The 23,395-nt window shown below is 60.4% G+C and carries 22 protein-coding genes; 9 read left to right on the top strand and 13 right to left on the bottom strand.

What is annotated here, in order from left to right:
• Nucleotides 1–54: 54 nt before the first annotated feature.
• From MRX98_RS03225 to MRX98_RS03250, 6 genes are all read right to left on the bottom strand, one after another.
• Entirely contained in the window at nt 55–933 is an 879-nt protein-coding gene (locus tag MRX98_RS03225) for a branched-chain amino acid ABC transporter permease (RefSeq protein WP_246902946.1), read from the bottom strand.
• Between the two features lie 37 nt (nt 934–970).
• Nucleotides 971–1,675: an ABC transporter ATP-binding protein gene (locus MRX98_RS03230; RefSeq protein WP_246902947.1), complete on the bottom strand. Its 705-nt coding sequence runs from the start codon at nt 1,673–1,675 to the stop codon at nt 971–973.
• Complete coding sequence (locus tag MRX98_RS03235; protein WP_246902949.1) at nt 1,659–2,378, bottom strand: ABC transporter ATP-binding protein; 720 nt, start codon at nt 2,376–2,378, stop codon at nt 1,659–1,661. The genes MRX98_RS03230 and MRX98_RS03235 overlap by 17 nt, the downstream gene beginning before the upstream one ends.
• 4 nt (nt 2,379–2,382) lie before the next feature.
• A complete protein-coding gene (locus tag MRX98_RS03240) occupies nt 2,383–3,216 on the bottom strand; it encodes a FadR/GntR family transcriptional regulator (RefSeq protein ID WP_246902950.1) in 834 nt (277 codons plus the stop codon).
• 416 nt (nt 3,217–3,632) lie between these two features.
• Entirely contained in the window at nt 3,633–5,186 is a 1,554-nt protein-coding gene (scpC, locus tag MRX98_RS03245; protein ID WP_246902951.1) for a succinyl-CoA:acetate CoA-transferase ScpC, read from the bottom strand.
• A 187-nt stretch (nt 5,187–5,373) separates the two neighbouring features.
• A complete protein-coding gene (locus MRX98_RS03250; protein WP_246902952.1) occupies nt 5,374–7,410 on the bottom strand; it encodes an NADPH-dependent 2,4-dienoyl-CoA reductase in 2,037 nt (678 codons plus the stop codon).
• Nucleotides 7,411–7,594: 184 nt separating this feature from the next.
• Here MRX98_RS03250 and MRX98_RS03255 point away from each other — a divergent pair, with 184 nt between their 5' ends.
• The 8 genes from MRX98_RS03255 to MRX98_RS03295 all read left to right on the top strand — a co-directional run bounded on the left by MRX98_RS03255 (nt 7,595) and on the right by MRX98_RS03295 (nt 15,745).
• On the top strand, nt 7,595–8,923 hold the full coding sequence (locus MRX98_RS03255) for an HDOD domain-containing protein (RefSeq protein WP_246902953.1): 1,329 nt from the start codon (nt 7,595–7,597) through the stop codon (nt 8,921–8,923).
• A 3-nt stretch (nt 8,924–8,926) separates the two neighbouring features.
• Nucleotides 8,927–11,176, top strand: coding sequence for an ATP-binding protein (locus MRX98_RS21950; protein WP_281432165.1), 2,250 nt, complete (start codon nt 8,927–8,929; stop codon nt 11,174–11,176).
• Between the two features lie 30 nt (nt 11,177–11,206).
• Complete coding sequence (locus MRX98_RS03270) at nt 11,207–11,617, top strand: response regulator (protein ID WP_246902954.1); 411 nt, start codon at nt 11,207–11,209, stop codon at nt 11,615–11,617.
• Between the two features lie 170 nt (nt 11,618–11,787).
• Nucleotides 11,788–12,627 carry an aminotransferase class IV gene (locus MRX98_RS03275; RefSeq protein ID WP_246902955.1) on the top strand — a complete coding sequence of 280 codons (840 nt, stop codon included), beginning with the start codon at nt 11,788–11,790 and terminating at the stop codon, nt 12,625–12,627.
• A gap of 221 nt (nt 12,628–12,848) precedes the next feature.
• Entirely contained in the window at nt 12,849–13,463 is a 615-nt protein-coding gene (locus tag MRX98_RS03280; RefSeq protein WP_246902957.1) for a ferredoxin--NADP reductase, read from the top strand.
• A gap of 55 nt (nt 13,464–13,518) precedes the next feature.
• The gene (locus MRX98_RS03285; protein WP_246902959.1) at nt 13,519–14,475 is read left to right on the top strand and encodes a TIGR03905 family TSCPD domain-containing protein; all 957 of its coding nucleotides are present in this window, start codon (nt 13,519–13,521) and stop codon (nt 14,473–14,475) included.
• 58 nt (nt 14,476–14,533) lie between these two features.
• Nucleotides 14,534–14,761 carry a hypothetical protein gene (locus MRX98_RS03290; protein ID WP_246902961.1) on the top strand — a complete coding sequence of 76 codons (228 nt, stop codon included), beginning with the start codon at nt 14,534–14,536 and terminating at the stop codon, nt 14,759–14,761.
• A 3-nt stretch (nt 14,762–14,764) separates the two neighbouring features.
• On the top strand, nt 14,765–15,745 hold the full coding sequence (locus tag MRX98_RS03295) for an AAA family ATPase (RefSeq protein WP_246902963.1): 981 nt from the start codon (nt 14,765–14,767) through the stop codon (nt 15,743–15,745).
• Here MRX98_RS03295 and MRX98_RS03300 read toward each other — a convergent pair.
• The gene (locus MRX98_RS03300) at nt 15,742–16,725 is read right to left on the bottom strand and encodes a CobW family GTP-binding protein (protein ID WP_246902965.1); all 984 of its coding nucleotides are present in this window, start codon (nt 16,723–16,725) and stop codon (nt 15,742–15,744) included. The two genes, MRX98_RS03295 and MRX98_RS03300, sit on opposite strands and share 4 nt — an antisense overlap.
• A 46-nt stretch (nt 16,726–16,771) precedes the next feature.
• Nucleotides 16,772–17,290, bottom strand: coding sequence for a GcvH-related protein (locus tag MRX98_RS03305; RefSeq protein ID WP_246902966.1), 519 nt, complete (start codon nt 17,288–17,290; stop codon nt 16,772–16,774).
• A gap of 120 nt (nt 17,291–17,410) precedes the next feature.
• Here MRX98_RS03305 and MRX98_RS03310 point away from each other — a divergent pair, with 120 nt between their 5' ends.
• Nucleotides 17,411–18,031, top strand: a complete 621-nt coding sequence (locus MRX98_RS03310) for a flavodoxin family protein (protein ID WP_246902968.1) — start codon at nt 17,411–17,413, stop codon at nt 18,029–18,031.
• Between the two features lie 46 nt (nt 18,032–18,077).
• On the opposite strand, the gene MRX98_RS03315 is transcribed toward MRX98_RS03310, so the two are convergent.
• From MRX98_RS03315 to MRX98_RS03335, 5 genes are read right to left on the bottom strand one after another with little or no spacing between them, the layout of a single operon-like run.
• Nucleotides 18,078–18,833, bottom strand: coding sequence for an ABC transporter ATP-binding protein (locus tag MRX98_RS03315; RefSeq protein WP_246902970.1), 756 nt, complete (start codon nt 18,831–18,833; stop codon nt 18,078–18,080).
• 10 nt (nt 18,834–18,843) lie between these two features.
• On the bottom strand, nt 18,844–19,599 hold the full coding sequence (locus MRX98_RS03320; RefSeq protein WP_246902972.1) for an ABC transporter permease: 756 nt from the start codon (nt 19,597–19,599) through the stop codon (nt 18,844–18,846).
• A gap of 9 nt (nt 19,600–19,608) precedes the next feature.
• Nucleotides 19,609–20,631 carry an ABC transporter substrate-binding protein gene (locus tag MRX98_RS03325; RefSeq protein ID WP_246902974.1) on the bottom strand — a complete coding sequence of 341 codons (1,023 nt, stop codon included), beginning with the start codon at nt 20,629–20,631 and terminating at the stop codon, nt 19,609–19,611.
• Entirely contained in the window at nt 20,631–21,365 is a 735-nt protein-coding gene (locus tag MRX98_RS03330; RefSeq protein WP_246902976.1) for a hypothetical protein, read from the bottom strand. The genes MRX98_RS03325 and MRX98_RS03330 overlap by 1 nt, the downstream gene beginning before the upstream one ends.
• 30 nt (nt 21,366–21,395) lie before the next feature.
• Nucleotides 21,396–23,333 carry a (Fe-S)-binding protein gene (locus tag MRX98_RS03335; protein ID WP_246902978.1) on the bottom strand — a complete coding sequence of 646 codons (1,938 nt, stop codon included), beginning with the start codon at nt 23,331–23,333 and terminating at the stop codon, nt 21,396–21,398.
• Nucleotides 23,334–23,395: the final 62 nt, after the last annotated feature.

The following is a 23,395-nucleotide window of genomic DNA, read 5'->3' on the forward strand; positions in this document are numbered from 1 at the left end:
ACCCGAACCGACCACAAAGCGATCGGCGCCGAACCGCAACCGGCTTCCCGGCCATCAGCCCCATTTGCCCATCAGCCCCTGGGGCCGGATGGCCAAGGTGGCCAGCAGCACCCCGAAGAGGGCGAACAGCACCCAGGTCATGCCGAACACGTACCCCACATAAGCTTCCAACATGCCCAGAATGAAGGCCGCCAGCAGGCCGCCGCGGATGGAGCCCATGCCGCCGAAGGCCGTGATCACCCAGGACTTGACCAGGATGTCCCAGCCGCCCATGGGAGAGATGAAGTATTTCTGGGCCAACAGAATGCCGCCCAGGCCCACCATGACGGTGGAGATGCCGAAAGTGGCGGCGAAAATGCGGTTCTTGGGAATGCCGACGATTTTGGCGCCGATGGGGTTCTGGGCCACCGCGCGCACGGCCATGCCGATGCGCGTGTTGTTCAGCAACCAGCGAAAGGCCAGGATACCGCTGATGGCCAACACGAAGATCATGATGTCCTGGTTGGCGATATAGATGGGGCCCAGTTCGACGGCGCCCGTCATGATCGGCGGCAGCGATTTCATGCGCGGCCCGAACAGCACCTGGTAGCCGTTGTCCAGGAAAAGCGCCAGGCCCAGGGTGATCATCATCACCTTCACTTCCCAATCCGAGCGTTTGCGCAGGGGCGCGACGATAACTTTCTCGGTGACGTAGCCGAACCCTATCAGAAAGGGCACCGCCATCAGCAATACCATCAGATAGCCGCCGCTGAGGCCCAGGTACACCATGAGCACCCAGGCAAAATACCCTCCCAGGCTGTAGAAGGAGCCGTAGGCGAAGTTGAAGGCCCGACTCACACCGTAGACCAAGGTCAAGCCCACGGCCATCAAGGCGTAGACCGAACCATTGGTCAAACCGCTGATAAAGACATCCAGGTATTCTTCGATATACATAATCGTTTTCTTCCGTCGTCGCCCAACGGGCGGCCGGTTACATGCCGAGGAAAATCTCTTTGAGGCGATCATCCGCGGCGGCTTCTTCGGCCGATCCCTGGAAAGTGATGCACCCTTCTTCCAGCACGTAGACGCGGTCGGCCAAATCGGCGATCTGAGGAATGTTTTGTTCCACCAGGAGCATCGATTTGCCTTGGCGGTGGATCTCCTTGATGATGTTGAACACCTCCGTGCGCAGATTGGGCTGCAGGCCCAGGGAGGGTTCATCGATGCAGAGAAAATCGGCATTGGACATCAAACCGCGGGCGATGGCCAACATGCGGGCCTCGCCGCCGCTCATTGTGGCGGCCAGTTGCTTTTTACGGGCCGCCAGGCGGGGAAACAGTTCGAACACCCGGGCCAGGTTGCGCTTCTCTTTTTTGCGCGCATTCTTGGCATAGGCGCCCAGCTTGAGGTTTTCCATCACCGTCATGTCGCCGAACAGCTCGCGGTTTTCGGCGATGTAGATGACCCCCTGGTTGACCAACTGCTCCGTGGACCACCCGGTGATGTCCTGCCCTTTGTAAGTGATGGTGCCGTCCACCCTGTCCAGCAGGCCGCACACCGCCTTGAGCAACGTGCTTTTGCCATGGCCGTTGGGACCCAGCATGACCACCACTTCCCCTTCGTGCACCTCGCAGGAGACGTCGTGCAGCACGTGGAACTGATCGTAGTATGCGTTTACATCAGCTATTGTCAGCATATTCTTCACCCAGGTAGCATTCGATGACGTGGGGATCGCGAATCACCTCTTCCGGATCGCCTTCGGCGATGCGGGCGCCCGCATCGATGATCAGGAGCTTTTGGGTGAGTTCGGTCAACACTTTCATGAAATGTTCGATGATAATGATGGTGACGCCCATCTCTTGGTTGATCCGTTTGATCAATTCCATCAGATCGCGGATCTCGTGGGCATTTGAGCCGGCCATGGGTTCGTCCAGCAGCAAAATTTTGGGGCGCGTGGCCAGGGCCGCGCCGATCATGACCTTTTTCTTGCCCAGCAGGTTCAGCTCATCGGCCATGCAGTCACGGTCCTGCGCCAGGTCGAGAAAGGCGATGATTTCATCCACCCGCGCCTGGTCGTAGGCCTCGCTGTCGCCGAAATGGCACCCCACACCGATGCTCTGCGCTGCCGTCAGACTGGGAAAGGTCTCCGGCACCTGAAAGGTGCGCGAAATGCCCAGCTGGGCGATCTTGTGGGGCGCCATGCCGGCGATAGGGGTGCCGTCGAAGAGAATTTCGCCTTCGAAATCGTGATAGCCGGTGATCAGGTTGTAAATGGTCGATTTGCCGGCGCCGTTGGGGCCGGCGATGCCGTAGATCTGCCCCTCGGCCACATGGAAACTCAAATCGTTGACCGCCACCAGCTCGCCGAATTTTTTCGTCAAATGGGATACGCGTAGCATGGCTTCACTTGCCTCCGGAAGCTGCAACGTCCCCATTGTCCGGGACGCCTTGGGTTGCCGCCGGTCCGATCTCCAGCGGGTAACGGGGAATGTCGTCCGCGGTGGTCTGATCCCCCATCCGCGCCTTGGCCAGACAATCGCGCAGCATCACGTAGTGATAGCCGATGAAAGAGAGGGCCTGCAGCGGCTCGCCGCGGGCGATGCCCCGGGCGGTCTGCAGCCAGTTGACCCCGGTACGCTCCCGATAGGCGGGATCGTCATAAAGGGAATGGTCGTGGGAGGCCAGGCCGGACTGCATGGCCCGCATGATCCATTCGAACACCGGATTGCGGGTCATCCGCGCCAGCAGCAGATTCAGCTCCCGATCGAGTTCGAAAACCGCCACCATGTCCGGCTCCTGGGCTTGCAGCAGCCGGACCAGCTTTTTGGCGCCTTCCACCAGGCCGGCCTTCTCTTCGGCGGTGGCCCGGGCAATGGCCAGATTGGTGATGGTGCGGTCCATGCTTTCGCGCACCTCGATCAAATACTGGGCCTCCACACGCCGTTGTTTGAGAAAAAGCGCCAGGGATTCACTGACCAGGTGCATCTCCACGTTCTTGACCACCGCGCCGCCCTTGGCCCCTTTTTTGATCTCGATCAGCCCCTTCTGCTTCAAGGCGCCCATCGCCTCCCGAATGACGCCCCGGCCGGTGTGAAACTGGCGCTGCAGATCCCGCTCGCTGGGCAGCCGCTCGCCGGGCTGGAATTTGCCGTTCAGAATCGCCGCCTCGATCTGCAAGGCGACATCCTCGCCGGCGCGTCCCACCTGGGCGGGACTGAATATGAACTCCTCGGTCATGGTCCGCTTCCTATGAATGGTCCTACAGTTTTATATTAATAAAAACAGCCTGCCGTTCCACAAAATCTAAACGATTTTAATTTCAGCAATAATCCCGATTGTTATATATACTGCACGGCGGCATTCGATTTTGATCTCGATTGAATGGTAGTACCATTACCGAGCCCAAAAGGGCTTGTCAACCGCCCAAAAAATCAAAACGGGTGGGATTCAGCCATATGGGGTTGTATTGCTGAAGGGTTACACCGGGAAAAAAAAATTAATTTTTTTCCAATGTTTCGAAAAAGGCAGGGACACGGCGATGATCCACAAAGCCCGAGCCGGGACTCGCCGATTTGGAAATCGAAACCGAAATCGGGTGCGCTATCCAAATTGATTCGCACCGCGGCAATTGCAGCCGCACGCCGGCGCACGGCTCACACCGGCAGCATTTGCCCCGTCTCCAAAAGGTTGCGGTGCAGTTCGAAGCAGCGGCGCAGGTCGTGGCGAATGTGACCGGTGCGGGCGCCGGCCAAATAGCCATGCAGATAGTCGCGGTATGCCGGATGAGCGCAATTTTCGATGATGACGCGGGCGCGCTGCAGGGGGCCGAGGCCGCGCAGATCTGCCAGGCCTTGCTCCGTGACCACCACCTGGACGGAGTGCTCGTTGTTGTCGATGTGCGGACACATGGGCACGATGGCCGACACTTTGCCCGCCTTGGCGGTGGAGGGGGTCATGAAAATGGACAGGTATCCGTTGCGGGTGAACTCACCGCTGCCGCCAATGCCGTTCATGATGTCCATGCCGTAGACATGGGAGGAGTTGACATTGCCGTAGAGGTCCGCCTCGATAGCCGTATTCATGCTGATCACGCCCAGGCGCCGGATGATGCCGGGGTGGTTGGAAATCTCCTGGGGACGCAGCACAATGCGCGAAGCGTAGAAATCGAAATGGTCGATGATCCGCTTGAGCATGGGTGTGGTGACCGTCAGGCTGGTGGCACTGGCCCCCAGCAGGCGCCCTTGCTCCATGAGGGGCACCAGCGCATCCTGAAACACCTCGCTGTACATCATGAAGGCGGGCAGATCGGCGCATTGGCCCAGGGCGGCCATCAAGGCGTTGGCGATGTTGCCGACGCCGGCCTGCAACGGTAGGAAAGTTTTCGGAATCCGCCCCATGGTCCACTCCTGCAACAAAAATTGCGCCACATGGGCACCGATGCGGGCCACATCTTCGCCGGCAACACTAAAATCCTCCACATCGTCCCCGGCGTCGGTCGCCACAACGCCGATCACCTTGCGCGGGTCCACCACCGCATAAGGCACGCCGATGCGGGTCATGGGATCGTGGATCGGAATGGGGTTGCGGTGGGGCGGCGGCGGTAGCACCGTGATGTCGGCCAACTCCCTGAGGCGGGGTGAGTGGTGGCGGTTCAATTCGATGATGACCTTGTCGGCCAGTTGCAGATAGGTGGGAGAGGCGCCGATGGAGGAGGTCAGATAGACACGCCCGTCGGCGGTGATTTCCGTGGCCTCCACCACGGCCAGATCGATTTTGCCGAAAAAGCCCCAGGCGGCCATTTGGGGCACATGGGAAAGATGCATATCCACATACTCCACCTGTTGGGCGTTGATCTGGCGCCGCAAAGTTTTGCCGCCCTGGTAGGGCGCACGCCATGCAATGGCAAGGGCCGAGGCCAACTCCTCGTCGATGCAGCGCCCGCTGGAGGCGCCGGTCAGAACCCTTATCTGATAAGGACGACCCACGGCGTGTTCGCTTTTGGCGTGGTCGGCCAAGGCCAAGGGTACGGCCTTGGCCGATCCCGCGGGAGAAAAGCCGCTGAAGGCGACGGTGGCGCCGTGGGGAATAAAGTCGACAACCTCCTGCGGCGTCAATTGCGGAAAGGGAATGGCTTGCGGCATGGCGTTATCCTCTCTATACGGGTTGTCCTTGAAAAGGCCGGTCCGGCCTGAAGCGCTGTAGGCCATTGGAGCAATCTCCGTGCCTGAGACGAACATTCCCCCACGACCCGATTCAACCAACTGATATTTTATCGTTTCAGTTTTTTCTCAGGTATTCTGACGGCAGCGCGACGACACCCCTTTGTCAGCTCTTTTAACAGTTTGGTAGAAAAAAACGGATACCGGCGGCAGACTTCACAACGGACGGATAGGATCAACCCAGCCGCAGGGCCAGTGCCGTGCCCTGGGCGATGGCCTGCCGGGCATCCAGGTCATCGGTACTCAGGGCACCGCCGATGATGTGCACCGGCACATCGTAGGCCATCAGCGCGTCGGCCAGAGCGCGGCGGGGTTCTTGTCCGGCGCAGAGCACCACATGGTTGACGGCCAGGCAAGAAGACGCACCCTTGTAAAGGATGTGCAGCCCCTGGTTGTCGATACGCTGATAGGTCACCCCGCTGAGGGCCATCACCCCGCGGCGCGCCAGTTCCGCGCGCAGAATCCATCCGGTGGTGATCCCCAGGCGGGCGCCCGGTTTACGCTTATTACGCTGCAGCAAATAGACTTGGCGGGGCGCATCGTATGCGGGCAGGGGATCCTCGGACAACCCGCCCGGCGAGCGGATGGCCGGGTCGATCCCCCAGTGGCGCTGGAAAGCCGGAGGGTCTCGCCAGGGGGTGGTTTGGTTGCGGGTCAGAAACAGGGCGATGTCCACACCGATGGCGCCGGCGCCGATGATGGCCACCCGTGAACCGACGGGGGCGCGCCCCCGCAGCACCGCTTCATAGCTCATCACCCGCGGATGGTCGATGCCCGGCAAGGCGATGCGGCGCGGCGCGGCGCCCGTGGCCACCACCACGGCTTCGTAACCGGTGCGCAGCAGCGAATGGGCGGCCATCCGGCGGTTCAAGTGCAATTTGACGCCCAAGAGGTCGAGCTGGCACTGGAAATAGCGCACGGTCTCAGCGAACTCCCCTTTGCCGGGCACGGCTTGGGCCATGGTGAGCTGACCCCCGATGAAGGGAGACTGTTCGAACAGGTGCACGGTGTGGCCGCGCCGGGCGGCGGTGACGGCACAGGCCAGCCCGGCCGGCCCGGCGCCGATCACGGCGATTTTGAGCACGGTGTGCGCCGGTTGACAGGGCCTGTCCAGCTCCCGGCCGGCGCGGGGATTGACCAGGCAGGTGACGGCGCGACCAGAGAAGAGGTGGTCCAGGCAGGCCTGGTTGCAGGCAACGCAGGTGTTGATCAGATGGGATCGGCCGGTGGCCGCCTTGGCCACGAAATCGGGATCCGCCAGCAGGGGGCGGGCCATGGCGATCAAATCGGCCGCGCCTTCGGCCAGGACCGTTTCGGCCATTTCCGGCGTGTTGATGCGGTTGCCGGCGATCAGGGGCAGGTCCACCTCCTTTTTCAAGCGGGCGCTGATCCAGGCGAAGGCGGCCCGCGGCACCATGGCGGCGATGGTGGGAATGCGCGCTTCGTGCCAACCGATACCGGTGTTGATGGCCGTAACCCCCGCATCCGCCAGGCGGCGGGCCAGGTACACTATCTCCTCGAAGGTGCTGCCCTCGGCGACCAGGTCGAGGATCGAGAGGCGGAACAACACCAGGCCGTCAGGGCCCCACGCTTGCCGGACACGGGCCGCCACGGCCAGGGCGAAGCGGGTGCGGTTTGCATAGGCGCCGCCCCATTGGTCATTCCGCCGGTTGGTGCGCCGGACGATGAATTGGTTGATCAGGTAGCCTTCCGACCCCATGATCTCCACCCCATCGTAGCCCGCTTGGCGCGCCAATCGGGCGCAGCGCGCAAAATCGGCGACCTGTGCTTCGACCGCGTCGGCACTCAAAGCCTTGGGGCGTACCAGGTTGATGGGCGCCTGCACAGCGGACGGGGCCACGGCTTGCCGATGGCGCGCGTAGCGACCGGCATGCAGGATCTGAAGGCAAATTGGGGTGTTCAAGGCGTGGACCGCTTGCACCACTTGGCGGTGGCGGGCCGTCTCTGCGGCGTCGGTCAGTTTGGCGCCCCCTTCAACAATGCATCCCGCCGCGTTGGGGGCGATGCCCCCGGTGATGATCAATCCCACGCCGCCCATGGCGCGCTCGGCGTAAAAGGCCGCCAGCCGTTCGGCCCCGTCTTTATTGGCCTCCCACCCCAAATGCATGGCACCCATCACCACGCGGTTGGCCAGCGGCACCCCGCCCAGAACGAAGGGGGCCAACAGACGGGGATAGAGGGGGTGAGCCATTCAAACGCCTCCGGGCGGCACATGTATTCGCGGGGCAGGGGGCGATGGGCAGCGGCCGGTCGCGAACTTCGAGGTGGTGGCAGCGCAACGACTGATAACAATCTAACGTCACTTCCATCTGCCGCGCAACCGAAAAAGCAATGGCACCGGAACCACCGGCACCTGCTGCGCAGGACATGCGGCAATGGCTAAAGCATTGCCCGCCGCGGCCGATAATAGCCGTATGGGCTGCATCGCGGCGCCCAACACAACGGGTGCGCAGACACCCGCACGGGGAGCGGATGGTATGGTATTGGTCAAAGTGGAGGAAGTGGCGCAGGGTATGGTATTGAGCGAGGATGTGCGGGATATCAATGCCCGCCTGTTGCTGGCCAAGGGGCAAACCATCGAAGGCCGGCACCTGCGCATGCTGAAGATGTGGGGGGTGTTCGAGGTCGCGGTGGCGGGATCGGATCCCGATCCGGAGACGCGCGGCGACGCTCCGGACGATGCCCTGGCCGACAGGGCCTCCCAAGCCATTGATCGCTCGTTCGCCGCGCTGGACAGGGACCATCCGGCGATCCGGGAGGTGATGCGCCTGGCGTTAAGGCACCGGCCGCGCCACTTCGACGACAAGCACGCGCCGGAAGAAGAAGACGGCGCCGAACCCGCCGAAGCGCCGGACAGCGACGGCCTGCTGACCCGCATGGCGCGCATCGATGTCCAACTGCCCGAAGTGCCTTCCCTGGTTTACGAACTCAACGACATCATCGCCGACCCGCTCTCTTCCTCCGGCGAAATCGCCCGGGTGGTCAACAAGAGTCCCAGCCTGGCGGCCCTGCTGCTCAAAATCGTCAATTCGGCCTTCTACGGCTTTCGCTCCAAGATCGACAGCATATCCCGGGCGGTCACCCTGATCGGATCCAAGGAGGTATCCCACCTGGCCCTGGGCATCACCATCATGGAGGCCTTCAAAAGCATTCCGCGCCGGGTGATCGACGTGCCCGCCGTTTTGGAACACAATCTGGCCTGCGGCATCGTGGCCCGAATCATCGCCGCCCATGGCAAGATCGCCGCCCACACCGAGCAAATTTTCGTCTCCGGCATGCTGCACGACATCGGCCGCTTGGTGCTGTGCAAATATTTTCCCCGCCACGCCATGGCCACCATGGCCCACGCCCGCCGGTTGCAGCAGCCGCTGCTCAAGTCGGAACAGGCCCTTTTGGGCACCACCCATGCCCGTTTGGGCAAAATGCTGCTGCAAAAGTGGAAACTGCCCTACGCCCTGGAAAACAATGTGGCCTGCCACCACAATCCCGCAGCGGCCATCAACCCGGAAATGGCCGCCGCCTTGCAGATGGCCGACATTGTGGTGCACGCCCTGGGAGTGGGCAACAGCGGTGAAGAGATCCTCCCGGCCTTCGACGCCGGCGCCTGGGACAAGGTCCGTATGCCCGCGGGCGCTTTCGGGGCCGTCATCCAGCAAGCCGGACGCCAGTTGGAAACCTTTCGTGAGGTATTGCAGCAAGGATAGACCATGCCGCCGAGCACCGCGACAGACACGGCCAACCTCCAGGCCCGCATCGATTACCTGGAGGAGAACCGCCGCTTCATCCAGAACGCCCTGGAAATGGTGCTCTCCATGGCCGATTTTTCCATCGACCTGGGCGCCGAGAGCAGCCATGCCCACCTGCTGCCCGAGGCGGCGGCCCGCATCCAGAAACTGATTGCCCTGGAAGGTTGCGCCGTCTACCTGGTGGACGACGACACCCAGACCTTCGAGCCGGCCTACTGCTCCGATCCCGCCTTGAGCGACTATATTTACGACCAGGTGGAGTTCATGATCGACGAGGGCATCTTCGCCTGGGCCGTGCGCGAACGACGGGGATTGGTGGTCGAGGACCGCCCTCGCGAACGCCATTTTCTGCTCCATGTGATCGCCAACAACGCCCGCGTGCAAGGCTTGTTCGTCGGGTTGATGGCACGGGGTCAAACCACGGTGCCCGACACCTCCCTGACCCTGTTGACCATCATTCTGTTCAACATGGCCAACGTACGCCAGAGCCTGGCCCTGCACCGCCTGGTCATGGCGCAGAATGCGCAATTGGAAGAAAAGGTGGCCGAGCGCACCGCCCGCCTGGACGCCTCCCGCCAGGCCCTCGAACGGGCCATGAAGCGCCAGGAGCGGTTGGCCCGCGCGGCCGAGCAGGCCAACCAGGCCAAAAGTCAGTTCCTGGCCAACATGAGCCACGAAATCCGCACCCCCCTCAACGGCATCATCGGTTGCACCGAGCTGATGCTCAAAGCCGACAGCGTGTCGCAATGCCACCGGCTGGCCGGTGTCTGCCTGGATGAATCGGAACACCTGCTGCATTTGATCAACAACGTGCTGGACTACTCCAAAATCGAAGCGGGCAAGATCGTCCTGGAACAAGCGCCCTTCTGCCTGCCGGAGCTGCTCCAATCGGTGGCGGCGGGTTTGACGCCCCTGGCGGCGGCCAATGGGGTGGCCCTGAAGGTGGCGCTGTCGGATGGGTTGCCGCACCGGGTGGTGGGCGATGCCCTGCGCCTGCGCCAAGTGTTGGTCAACCTGGTCAACAACGCCATCAAATTCACCCCGGAAGGCTCGGTGACCCTCAAAGCGTTTACCGCCGCAGGGGAAGCGGACACCGACCCCAAAATCGCCTTTGCCGTGGTCGACACCGGCATCGGGATTCCCGCAGAACGGCAGGCGGCCATCTTTCAGCGCTTCACCCAAGTGGATGCCGGCACCACACGACGCTTCGGCGGCACCGGTTTGGGCACCAGCATCGCCTTCAACCTGGTGCAACGCATGGGCGGCCTGCTGACGGTGCAGAGTGCGCCGGGAGCGGGGTCCACCTTTGCTTTCACCCTGCCCCTGCCGACGGCGCCGCACTCCCCGCTCAACCCATCGGCGGCCGACGAAGGTGCTGCTGCAACGCTTCCTTGGGAGCAAGCCAAAGCGGTCGGCCATATCCTGGTGGTGGAGGACACCCCCGTCAACCAGATGGTGCTGGCGCAACACCTGCAAAGCCAGGGGCACCGGGTGCGACTGGCGGCCAATGGACGGGAAGCGCTGGCGGCCTGCCGCCAAGAGCGTTTCGATCTGGTCCTGATGGATGTGCAGATGCCGCAGATGGACGGCCTGGAGGCCACCCGGCGCATCACGAAAGAGATAGGGCCGCAAGTGCGTCCGACGATTATAGGATTGACCGCCAACACCGATGCCCGCACCCAACGGGACTGTCGCGCCGCCGGCATGCTCGCCGTGTTGACCAAACCGATCCGCCGCCGGCCATTGCTGGCGGCCGTCGACCAATGGCTGCCCGACAAAGGTGCCGCGGCGGGGGCAAGCCTTCCACCCCGCCCTGACGGCCCATGCGATGCGCCTGCGGATGGGGCGGACCCGCTGGGCCCACCGCTGGATATAGACAAGGCCCTTTACGAATTCGGCGACCGCGAGACGCTGCAACTGGTCGTTACCGAGCTCGTGTGCACCGTGTCCGACCAAGTGGCGCAGATCGGCAAGGCGCTGCCGGCGGCGGACCTGCCGCGCATCCGGGCCATCGCCCATGCCATCAAGGGCGGCGCGGCCACCGTCGAAGCCCGACCCTTGGCCGCAGCGGCGGCAGCCCTGGAAACCCAGTGCCAAAGCGCTTCGCCGGACCAGGTGACGGCGCAGGTGGCCCGACTGGCCTCGGCCGCCGATGCAATGACGCGCTTCGTGGCCGCAATACCCTGGCTCAATGGAACGGAGGCGCCCTGACGACGCCCCGAACGAGAGGATGGTAACCCGATGAAAATCTTAATCGTTGACGACGAAATGGCCGCCTTGACCAAAATGAAGGTGTTGCTGGCCCCCTATGGCGATTGCACCCTCTCCACCCAGGCCGGCCAGGCCCTGCAGTTGTGCGCCAAGGCCATTAAAGCCGGAGTGCCCTACGAACTGATCACCATCGACATCCAGCTGGGCGACGCCAGCGGTCACGACCTGCTGCACGCCATCCAGACCATGGAGGCCCGCGAACGGGTCACCCCCGCCAAAAAATTGATGGTGACCGCCTCGGGCACCAAGGAGAACCTGCTCAAGGCTCACGCCAAAGGGTGCGACGGCTTCATCGTCAAGCCGACCATGCGCGATTCCCTGGAGCAGAAAATGCTGGCCATGGGGTTCGCCAAAAAAGGGGCAAATAAATCCGCCTCCTGAAGGGTCGCAATAAGGTCCCCGCTCCAGTGGTCACGCGCCCCCATTGCATCTGCCACGCCGGCGCCGATGAATTACGCCCGGCGCTTTGCCGATCCCGCGAACCTCGCAATCCCTGCCTTGAGTATCCTTGCCGAATGGAGTAAAGAGGTGCCCACAGGAGATTGGGTGCCATGGCGATTTATCATGTGGACGGACAATTCATGCCCGCCGAAAAGGCGGTGATTCCGGTGGACGATCTGGCGGTGGTGCGCGGCATCGGCGTGTTCGACCTCTTGCGCACCTACGACGGCAAGCCCCTCTTTTTACAGGAACACGTGCAACGGCTCTTCGATTCCGCCAAGGCGATCAAGCTCGATCTGCCCTGGTCGCCGGACCACATCTGCCGGGTGGCCCTGGAAACCCTGGCGCGCAACGACCTGGAGGAGGCCAACATCCGCATCATCGTCACCGGCGGCTCCAGCCCCGATTTCATGACCCCCCAGGGCAAGCCGCGCCTGATCGTGCTGGTCACCCCCCTGCCCCGCCTGCCCCGCTGGTGGTACGACCAGGGGGTCAAGGTGATCACCCTGGTCAGCGAACGGCGCATTCCCGACGCCAAGAGCATCGACTACCTGCCGGCGGCCATGGCCTTGCAGAAGGCGCGCGAAGCCGAAGCGGTGGAGGCGATTTACATAGACCGCCGGGGCAATGCCCTGGAGGGCACCACCAGCAACCTTTTCGCGCTGATCGACGGCACCTTGGTGACGCCGGGGAAGGGGATCTTGTCGGGCATCACCCGCAAGGTGGTGCTGGCCATCGCCCAAGGCATTTGCCCCGTGGCAGTCCGGGACCTGCCCCGCAAGGAGCTGCCCAAGGCGCAAGAGGTGTTCATCACCGGCACCAACAAGGGCCTGGTGCCCGTGGTACAAATCGACGACACACCCGTGGGCGACGGCCGACCCGGCCCGCTCACCCGCCGCATCATGGCGGCCCTGGAAGCCCAGATGACGGCGCCGCGGCTTTCCGGGTAACCCTGGGAAACGGTGCCGCAAACAACAATCTTCAAAAGCCGCAAGACTCGACAAAATCGTCTTATGGACGATTGACGGCCTCCCCTTGCCGGTATTATTGATGTATGAACAAGGGCTGATTCGGTCAGCAGGAGGACAACGCTGTGACTGGACGGGAACAGGTTGCCTATCAAAGTTTTGCGGCGTCCACAACGACCACAGTGATGGATCGCAGGTGGCTGTTGCCGAACGTATTTGAACTTGAACTCCGCCGTCCGCCGGATCTTTACTTGCAGGCGGGCCATGCCATTCGGCTGACTCACCAAGCCTATCAACGTTATTACTCACCCATATCCGCGCCGGACGATGGGCGTCTGCGACTTTGCATCAGAATCATCAACCCCCAAGGGTTGGCGTCTTATTTATCAACCGCCGAAATCGGTTCATCCATCGGGATCTGCGGCCCCTTCGGGTACTTCAACTTCAGCCCCTCGTCCCGGTCACCCGTTTTCATCGCCACCGACACCGGCGTCGCGCCGTTTGTGTCAATGGTGCGTTCCGGAGTCGCCGGTTTCACCATGCTGCAGGGTGCCCGCTCCGAGAAGGAACTTTTTTACCGCGATCTTTTCGAATCCCATGCCCGCAAATATGTCCCCTGCATTTGCGATACGCCGAACGACGACATCGAACAGTGCGACCGGTATCACCGCAAACTGGTCGATACCCTAAAAGAACATATCGAACCAGGGCAATATGATTTTTATCTTTGCGGATGGCAAAAGATGATCAAATCGGTCACCAACATCGTCGACACCTTGTACCCCCATTCGCACGTCTACACCGAAGTTTTTTACTAATCCGGCTCGCTGCCGCCCTATTCAGCCGGACCACCGGGACTCTGTTGGGACACCAATGACCGACTGCTGCCAACCCCTTCGTTATATTTACAAGACGCAAGGGGTCTGCCCCCCGGAAATACATATTCAGATCAGTGGCAACACCCTTACCCGGGTGCGATTTGTGGGCGGTGGTTGCCCCGGCAATGCCACCCTTGTGGGCCGTTTACTGCAGGATCGCCCGGTCGAAGACATTATGCCGTTGATCGAAGGCATACCATGCCGAGACAACACCTCGTGCGCCGACCAGTTGGCACAGGCCCTTCGAGCTATTGAAAAGGGCGACCTGGCCCCCGCCGCCCCGTTTCGTCTGGCACAGGACCCGACGGTCAGATCCCGCATCGGTTTCATCGGCGAAGTCGGCGGCAATCCACAGGCACTTCGGTCCGCATTTGAAACGGTGGCCCAGGCTGGCGCCGAAACGGTTGTTTGCCTGGGCAACATCACCTGCCCCACCCGAAATAACGACGAAACCATTAAAGCGTTGCGGCGATCGGGCGTGAACGCCATCCAAGGCCCCAACGATTGGGCCTATGCCTGCGGCGTGGAGACATCCGCCTTTTCACCGATAACCGCATCATCTCGGGATTGGTTGCTGCAATTGCCGCAAGCCTATGTTTTTCAACTGGGGGACAAGAAATGTTTGGCCTTCCATGGCGATTTCCTCCAAACACTGCCCGGATACTCGGATTACGACCCATATGCCCTTGAAATCAACATGATCGCCGGACTTGCCTTGTTCATGCAGGATGAAACCGTTTTTCCCGCCCTGGCGGAGATGACCCCGCAATTCACTGCGGATGTGATTCTTTTCGCCCAGACGGACCGGTGGGGGCATTGGCAGGTCGGTGGAAAAGATATTGTCGGCATCGGCCCGATTGCGGACGGCACTGTAGTGTCGGTCGGTCTTCTGCAGGATGGGCCCGAAAAGCGCCTATTCAACACTTTGCAAGTTGGGGTGAATGATGCATAAGTCTGTTGTCGTGGATGTTTTGCTGACCGATTTCAACCAGTGAGTGGCCTGCGTCTACATGGCGGAAGCGGTAAAGGTTTTACCGGACGACATTCAGCAGATCATCACCGTCGACAACTGGGACATGCGCACCCGCCAGGGCGTGCAACGTTTCAGGGAGCTGAAAGCCAAATCGCTACCGAGCATCGCCTTGGATGGCGAGCTGGTTTACGAATCGCTGATTCCCATGCAGGAAGAACTGATCGCGGCCATCCGACAGCGTTATGTAGCTAAGAATAAGGATTAGTGAGTGTTTCTGGAAGATGTCATCATAGAAGGGTTCAAGTCCTTCTCCATCAAAACGGAGATGGGGTTCCAACCCGGGATCAGCGTCATCGTCGGCAACAACGGGGTTGGCAAATCCAATATCCTCGACGCCATTGTGTGGGCCTTGGGGGAAAACGATTTGGGCCGCCTCCGATGTTTGGACCGTCAGGAGCTTTTTTTTGCCGGCAGCGAGAATTGCCCTCCGGCGCAAAGGGTTTCCGTCGAGCTGAGGTTTCGGCATGAAAAAGGGGCCGCGACCCCCGGATTGAATATCCGGCGGGAATTGGAAAGAAACGGTCCGGACCGATTTTTCCTCGACGACCACGCCTGCTCACCCGACCAAGTAAGCAAGACGCTGGCCGCCCACCGGCTGCACCAATCCCTGAAAACCATTGTCCGGCAAGAACGGATCAACGACTTGCTGCTGGTGGATCCTGACGAGCGCCTCGAAATGGTATGCGCCCTTTTGAAACTGCCCTCTACCGCCGGCTTCGACGCGTCACTGCAGAACGCCATCGATGAAACCTTCCGCCGCTACATGCTGCATCTCGTTCCGGATGGCGCCGTTGCGCTGAAATTGATATCCCACAACGGTCGCCGGGGTATCGATCTTGTGATCACGCTGCCGGGCAACCGTACACGCAAGGCACACCAACTTTCAGGCGGTGAAAAGGCGGTTGCCAGCCTGGCTTTGAAACTGGCACTGTTCCGCCAACTTGAAAACCCTTTCTTCCTGCTGGATGAAGTGGAGCCGTCGCTTGACTACAGCCACCACAAGTCCATGCAGGCCTTTCTCAAAGCGGTGGCTACAGATACGCAGCTGATCATGATCACCCACCTGCGCAGCACCATTGAGCTGGCCGACACCCTTCACGGCGTGCGCACCCGGTGGGACGGTTCATCCTTCATGAAGTTCTACTTCGACATGGACGAGCGGTTGCTCAGGCTCTACAAGTGTTGTTAAACAAGGCACTCCCTGAGACCCCCCTCGATTGCATCGACATCGACGTTCCACGCTATCAAGGCCAGGCGCGTCGTCTGTTCTCCGCTCCATGGATATCGATCCCACTTCCCGCCGACGAAATTGATGAAGTCGGTGCCGTCGCGATGGCGAACCGTACCTTTGATGCGGAACACTTCCAGGGGAAGGGTTTGGAGCCAATGGTGGAAGCGATCCTGGTCCATGGCCTTCGAGCTGACGAAAGAAAAGGTCGAGAAATGTTCCGTTGCCATGGTGGGCGCATGTTCACTGAGGTGCCCCGGTTGAATCGCTTCAAACAACTGGCCGTCTGTGACGACGGTCGCCAGGGGTTTTCCTGTTGCGTCTTCCACCGGCGCAAAGAGCGTGGCGGCATCCACGGCGCAGTGAACCGTGGGGACCACCTGGCAATCGGGAAGGGCGGCATGCATCTCTTTGAGGTACAATGAAACCCGGCTGGGATCAACCTGATCGATTTTGTTGAGCAGAATCAAATGGGCGGCTTCAAGTTGATGGTAGAACAGCGGGCCGAAATGGTCACGGGCTTCCCAGAAATCGGCATCCAGGACCGTGACCACTTTTTGCAAATGCATCATGGCGGCCAATTGCGGGTCCTTCATAAGGCTCAGAATGGTGGTTGGGTCGGCGACGCCGGAGGCTTCGATGAAAATCCGATGCGGCTCGAAATCTTCCCAGAGACGCATCAGCGACTGCTTCAAATCGGCGCTCAAGGTGCAGCAGATGCAACCGCTGGTCAATTCAACGATGTCCGTTCCGGACGTTCGAAGCAAGTCGCCGTCGATCCCCACCTTTCCGAATTCGTTGACCAGCACGACCGTTTTGGCGGCGTCGGTCCGCCAATTGAGGACTCTTTTGAGCAAGGTGGTTTTGCCGGCGCCGAGAAATCCAGCCACCAGGATGACGGCGGTTTTGCCTTCTTCCGAGGATGTTGCGTGCAGATGCATGACGAATGACTCCCGGGTTCATTGAAGAGAAGCGAGCAAATCAATTTCATGACTTGCTTAGTTTTTGTTGGCCGATGCCGGAGTATACCGCCTTGCATATACCTGAAACACCGCCTTTGAGCCCTTGCGGATTCTTGCACCCTTCCGAAGCCTGAAGGCTTGCAAGGTATTTTTCGGGAAGCGCCAAGGAGTGGTAAGCTTCCCAGGGGTCGCCGACGGGCCGGATTTTGAACAACCATCCTTCGCCATAAGGATCTTTTCCCAGGATATCAAGATGTTCTTTTAAAGTTTTATGGTAGTGTACGGTCCCGGGTATGGGCGTTTCCAAATACAGAATTTTTCCGGTTATGGCGAAAATGGCGGAATCGCCGGATTGGACCGGTTCACCCTCTTGCCGCAGCCAGTCGACATCTTTGATGCCTCCCATCAACACCAGGGCCGGCTGCGTAAGGCCGAACACCAGAAAGGCATCCTGTTTGCAGCACCAAAGTCCTTGTGGAATGTGGTACCGGCGGTCATCGGGGACCTCGACCGATTGACCCAAAAAATGTTCAATTACGATCATGATACAACCTCCTCTGCAAACCGCTTGGCAATTGACTTTTCAGGTGACAAGGGTTTCAATGGCTCCTGGCCGACCGGCACAGGGGCCGCCACTGGACAATCCAAAGAAAGGAGAAAAGACATGACGCTCAAAATCTTGGGTGTTGCCTGCAGCCCCCGTTCCGGGCAAACCACCCACACGGCATTGCAAGCCTGTTTTGAAACCATCCGCAATGAGTTCGACGACATAGAGCCGGTGATGGTGGATTTGGCCGGAAAAGACATCCGGGGTTGTCTGGCTTGCGGCACCTGCACGCAAAAGATTGCATGTAGTCAACAGGACGATTTTGTTGAACTGCTCCCACTTCTGACCGATCCCGCCGTTGCCGGCCTGATCGTGGCGACGCCGGTCTATTTCGGCACCATGACTTCCCAAGCCAAGGCCTTTCTGGACCGTTGCGTGATCCTGCGGCGCAATGGCGCATTGTTCCGCGATAAAATCGGCGGCGCCATCGCGGTGGGCGGATTTCGCCACGGCGGACAGGAAACCACCGTCCACGCGGTTCACGCGGCCATGTTGATCCAGGACATGATCATCGTCGGCGATGGCCATAACACCTTCCATTACGGAGGCACGGTATGGAGCGGACACCCGGACGGCGTGCAGCAGGATGCCTTCGGTCTGCAAACCGTCGCCAATCTCGGGCGGCGGGTCGCCGCGTTGGCCAGAAGGTTGCATTCCGACCGGTCGCCTTCGACCTGATCGGTTTGACGCGGGGAGGCCACCGTGTTCGCCCCTCGACTTCTTCTCAGCTCTCCGTTTGATGGAGCAGGGAGAGTATTTCACGGCGAATGCGGTTGGCTTCCGGGCTTGTACGATCCCTCGGCCGATCCAGAGATACGTCGAAAATTTGCAGAATTCGTGAAGGCCTTGGACCGAAGACGGCGATACGGTCGCTCAAGTAGACCGCCTCATCGACGTTATGGGTGACAAACAGGATCGTGTCCCTTCTTTCGGCCCATATCCGCAATAAGAAGTTCTGCATGTTGTTGCGGGATTGGCTGTCGAGAGACCCGAAAGGCTCGTCCATCAAGACGATGCGCGGGTTCGCGATCAGTGTCCGCGCAATGGCCACCCGCTGTTTCATGCCGCCGGACAGCTCCTTGGGATATTTGTTCTCAAATCCTTCCAGACCGAAACTGCGGATGTATTCTCTGGCGGCAGCGCGTCTTCTGGCCTTGGGAACGCCTTGAATCTCCAATCCGACGTCGATATTGGCGATCAACCGGCGCCACGGGAAAAGGGCGAATTCCTGAAAAACGAGTCCCACCCGTGGATCACAACCTGTCAAAGGTTGGCCATCCAACCGCAAATCGCCGGTAGAAGCACTCTCCAGGCCGGCGATGATGCGCAGCAAAGTGGTTTTGCCGCATCCGCTGGGGCCGACCAATGAGACCAGTTGGCCCCGGGCAATGTCCAGGTCGATGTCGGCCAGCACAGGCAACTCGCCATCGGCATGTGCGTAATATTTTGTCAGGCCCCGCAGTTCCAGGTGCGTACCCATTCGGTCCATCCTAGCGCCAACGCAAAAGGACGCGTTCCAAAAGGTGCAGCCCTGCGTCGATGGTAAAACCGATGGCGCCGATGACCACCATTCCGGCCACAATCTGGTCGGGCCGTTGAATGTCCCTTGCGGTCATGATCATGTAGCCCAGCCCGTACCCTTGACGCACACCCGTGAATTCGGCCGCCACCAGCGTCATCCAGCCGATGCCCAGCCCGATGCGCAACCCGGTGAAAATGGAGGGAAAGGCGCCGGGCAGGAGCACTTTCAAAAGAATGAAGCGCCGTGATGCATTGAGCGTGCGCGCTGCTTCGATCAGGATCGGATCGATGGTCCGCACACCATTGACGGTGTTGAGCAGAATCGGAAAAAAGGCGCCCAGAAAAATGATGAAAGCAGCAGACTGATTGCCGATCCCGAACCACAGAATGGCAATGGGTATCCACGCAAGAGGTGGGATCGGCCGCACCATTTCGATAATTGGATCCAGTGCGGCATTCAACATCCGGGACCATCCCATGACAATGCCCAGCGGAATGGCCACCCCGGCTGCGATCAGATAGCCCCAGAAAACCCGCAGCAGGCTGTGATAGGCGTGTCCGGCCAACTGGTGGCCGGGCGGCATGCCGAGGGTGATCAGATCCCGCAGCCCGCGCAACACCTCAAGGGGCGACGGCAGCTTGTAGGCCGGAATGAAACCCGCGCTGGACATGGCTTGCCACGCCAATAAAACCGCCAGCAACGGCAGCATCCGCTTAGCGGTCATAGGTGTGCATCAATCATCGGTAATCGTCACAGGCTGAATCAGTGCCTTGATGAAGGCGTCCGGGTCCGCTATCCGGATATACCCCAGATCGGACAAGAAGGCCACATAGGTGGCGGCGCTCGCGACATTCAAACGGTCATTGAAATCGACATTGGCCATCGCCTGACGTACCGTTTCCTGATCCAGACCGGTGTATTGAACCGCCACGGCCAGCGCTTCCTGCGGGTTGCGGCGGATGAAATCGGTGGCCCGCCTATGGGCCGTCACGAAAGCGCGCACCTTTTCCAGATGGGCTGCCATCAGTCGATTGGAGGCCACCACGACGCAGCAGGGATGATCGGGCCATATTTCCCTGGAAACGATCAGATTGCGCCCCACCTTCAGCGCAGCCGCCTGCGACGGGTAGGGTTCCCAGGCGATAAAGGCGTCGATCTGCCCGCTGCGCAAGGCGGTGATCATCTCCGGTGGCTTGAGCACGATCATTTGCACGCTTTTTAAATCGATCTGATGGTCGTGAAGAGTTCTTTTCACTAAAAAGTCCTGAACGGTGGCATGGCCCGGAATGGCCACAGTGCGCCCTTTCAGGTCACCGACCGCGCCAATGGTCGAATCGACCCCAACCACCAGGGCCGATCCGACGGCGTTGGCCTGCGAGACCACGACCACGCCGGCCGTCTGGTTGGCCACCGCCGTCACCGTGGGCGCCAGGCCGACATAGGCCATGTCAAGCGCGCCGGCGGCGAATGCGGACATGATTTCCGGGCCGGCGCGAAAGACACCCGCAATTTCCACGTCTTTGCCTTCGGTTAAATACCCCTGCGCCAATGAGACCCATAGGGCCAGGTGATGAATGTCGTTTTGCAAATAAGCGATGCGCAGAGGACCGGCTTTATCCGGGCTTTCGGCCGGGCCCGGATGCTTTCGGGCCTCAGCGGCGGCAAGATAGGGCACCGTTTCGCTGCCATGGCCGTCGCAGGCTGTCGCCGGGTTCGGCAAAAGCACAGCGGCAAGCAGGATCAGAAATATCTTCATCACTTCGATATCCTTTCATCCGGATCGGACACGGTTTCCACTTCGATATATCGGTTGACCGGCAATCCGGCGTAGATCACAGCCCCCGGACAAGGCACGACGAGCTTGCGCCGATAAGCGGCGCCGATGACATTGAACAGCTCCAGACATGCCGAGCATACCTGATTGGTCTGCCCGATGGAATAGGGTACGATTTCACCGCTGGATTCGACGAAATAGGCGGGCTCCAGAAAATTGGCGTGGTTGGCGCAGTGTGTAATGAACAGTTCATCGAAGCGTTGGCCCCTGATACCCATTATCCGCATCCATTTTTCCTGTTGGGATGGATCCTCGGCCGACAAATCATCCCAGGCGGCCGGCTTGGCATTGCGGTAGCTGGATCTTTGGATCAGTTGCAGCTGTTGTCCTCGGTCGGGTAACCGCGGTGCGCGGAAACCGGTCTTGCGCAGCAGAATTTGGGGGGACAGCCCGAAGCCATCAAGGCCTTTGTCGCTTACGATCAAATAGCGGCCGGCCATGGGTGAATCCCAGTACCAGGACAACGGCCTTTGACACAATCGGGTTTTTCTCCAGGTGTCCGGCACGACGATGCCGATTTTGATGTGGCGTGCCAGCGGACTGCAAACAACTTTGCGGGCTTCGTGCGGCTCCATGCCGCATATGGCCAGCTGCGCTTTCAGATGCTGGACGGTTTGGGCGTCGGCCCAGTAGGCATATTTGTAAACAGGAGCCATTTTCGGCGTTCCACTCTCGTTGGCGTATGGTCAGGCATCATTTCGGGCTGCACGACGGGCAGCTTTCTCCTTTTCGCGAGCCGCCCGGCGCGCTGCCCGTTTCGCCTCCTTATCGGAGGTGTCGCCGTCGGCCACCGACATCTTTTCGCCGTTCGAGGGCGCCGATGTTGCCTCCGGTACCGGCTCAGGGGCCGGCGTCGGTGCCTTGATCGTCACCCCCGCACCCTCAGGAGCAGGGTTTTCCGCCGCTTTCTGGCGACGTGCGGCACGTTTTTCCGCCCGCCGGCGCTCCTTTTCATCATCTGCGGGCGGCTGGCTCGGTGCCGTCGGTGCCGCCTGCACGGATTCCTTCGCGGGTGCCGCCAATGCATCCGATTGGGGCGTTGCAAGTGACGCCGGAGCGGGTGCGGTAGTGCCGCGCCGCGCCGCACGCCGCGCCGCGCGTGCGGCTTCTTTTCCAGATCGGTCATCCGGGTCGGCTGGCGATGGCGCAGCGCCAGTGTCTTGCGATGCGGAAACCGCTGCCGGTGCGACTTCAAGGGAGGGGCTCGACGCAGCGTTTGCGGCCGGGGCATTCGACGCCTGTTGTTGTGCCGAACCGCCTGCAGCCCCTGCCGCCTTCTCGAACACATCATAACCCAGAAGCGATTCCGCCACCAGGCTGCTGATATCCTTCATCACCAGCTGGGACCCCATGGCCGTAATCCCGATGTTCAACCCCTGAAAGCAAAAAGGACAGCAGGACACCAACTGGCCGGCGCCCGTCTCCTCGGCTTCTTTGATGCGCCTTTGGGCCATGCGATTCTGAATATCGGGATAGCCGGCCTTGAGGCCGCCTCCGGCGCCGCAGCAGCGCGAGTATTCACGATTGCGCGGCATTTCCACCAGTTTGAGACCGGGGATGGCCTCCATGATCATGCGAGGCGCGTCGAAACCACCGGTGGCCCGGCCCAGGTGACAGGGGTCGTGATAGGTGACGGTGCGCTCCACCCGGTGCTTAAAATGCAGTTGGCCCTTCTGCAACAGCCGCGTCAGGTACTCCACCGTGTGGAGCACTTCGAAATTCAGGGGAGCCACCTTGGGATAATCCTGCAAAATGGTTTTAAAACACCCCGAGCAGGAACTGATCAGGGTCTCGATGCCCAGGCTGTTGAAGATGTCGATGTTTTCCTTAAAGACTCTTTTATGTTCCGGATCTCCCATACGCAGCAACACGCTGGCGCAGCACTTTTCCTCGCTTCCCAAAATACCGTAATCGATATCAAGGGCTTCCAGGATATTGATACTGTTGATCGCCACCTGCTTCACATTGACATCATAAGCAGCCGTACAGCCGAAAAAGAGCAGTACTTTGCCGCCGGTTTTGCGAATCTCACGCGGCATGGCCTGCAACAGTCCGTCCTTGATGGCGCGGCGCGCCCATTTGGTGCGACCGGCGCGCGGCTGTTGCCACGGATTGTCAAAGGACTTGACGCTTTTGGCCAGTCCCTTCTGGGCTTCCAGCGGACCGTAACCGGCTTCCACCATGATGCGGCGCAGTTCTTCCCACAAGTTGACCGTTTCAATGTGGGCCGGGCAGACCACTTCGCATTGACCGCAGGTGGAGCATTCATAAAGGTTGTTGACAAAGGTTTCGATTTCCGCGCGTCCAATGGCGCGGTAATTGGAGATGCGCGTCAACCAGCGGCGCAGCGTAGGGCTCACCTTCTTGCTTTTGATGATGCCCGCCAGCAAGCCGTGTTGCGCTCTGGCGATCTTGAGAAATTCAGCGACTTTCGCCCGGGGCAGAATGGCTTCCTTGGCATCCTGGTCATACACCGGGCACCAGGTCAGACACTCGCCGCAGCGGGTGCAGGCATCCAGCGCGATGAGCTGCCGCATATTGAGGTGCTTGAGCGGCAACTCCAGGTTTTCGCCTGGCGCGGTGCCGGGTTCGTTCCGGGGATCGGTCGGGTTGTCTTTGCTCATTGGTTCGCCTATTGGATACCGATTCATATCATCGATTTGTTAGTGGTTTGTCACCGCCTGCC

It is taken from the genome of Desulfatitalea alkaliphila (assembly GCF_022968795.1).
Taxonomy (GTDB): Bacteria; Desulfobacterota; Desulfobacteria; order Desulfobacterales; family Desulfosarcinaceae; genus Desulfatitalea; species Desulfatitalea alkaliphila.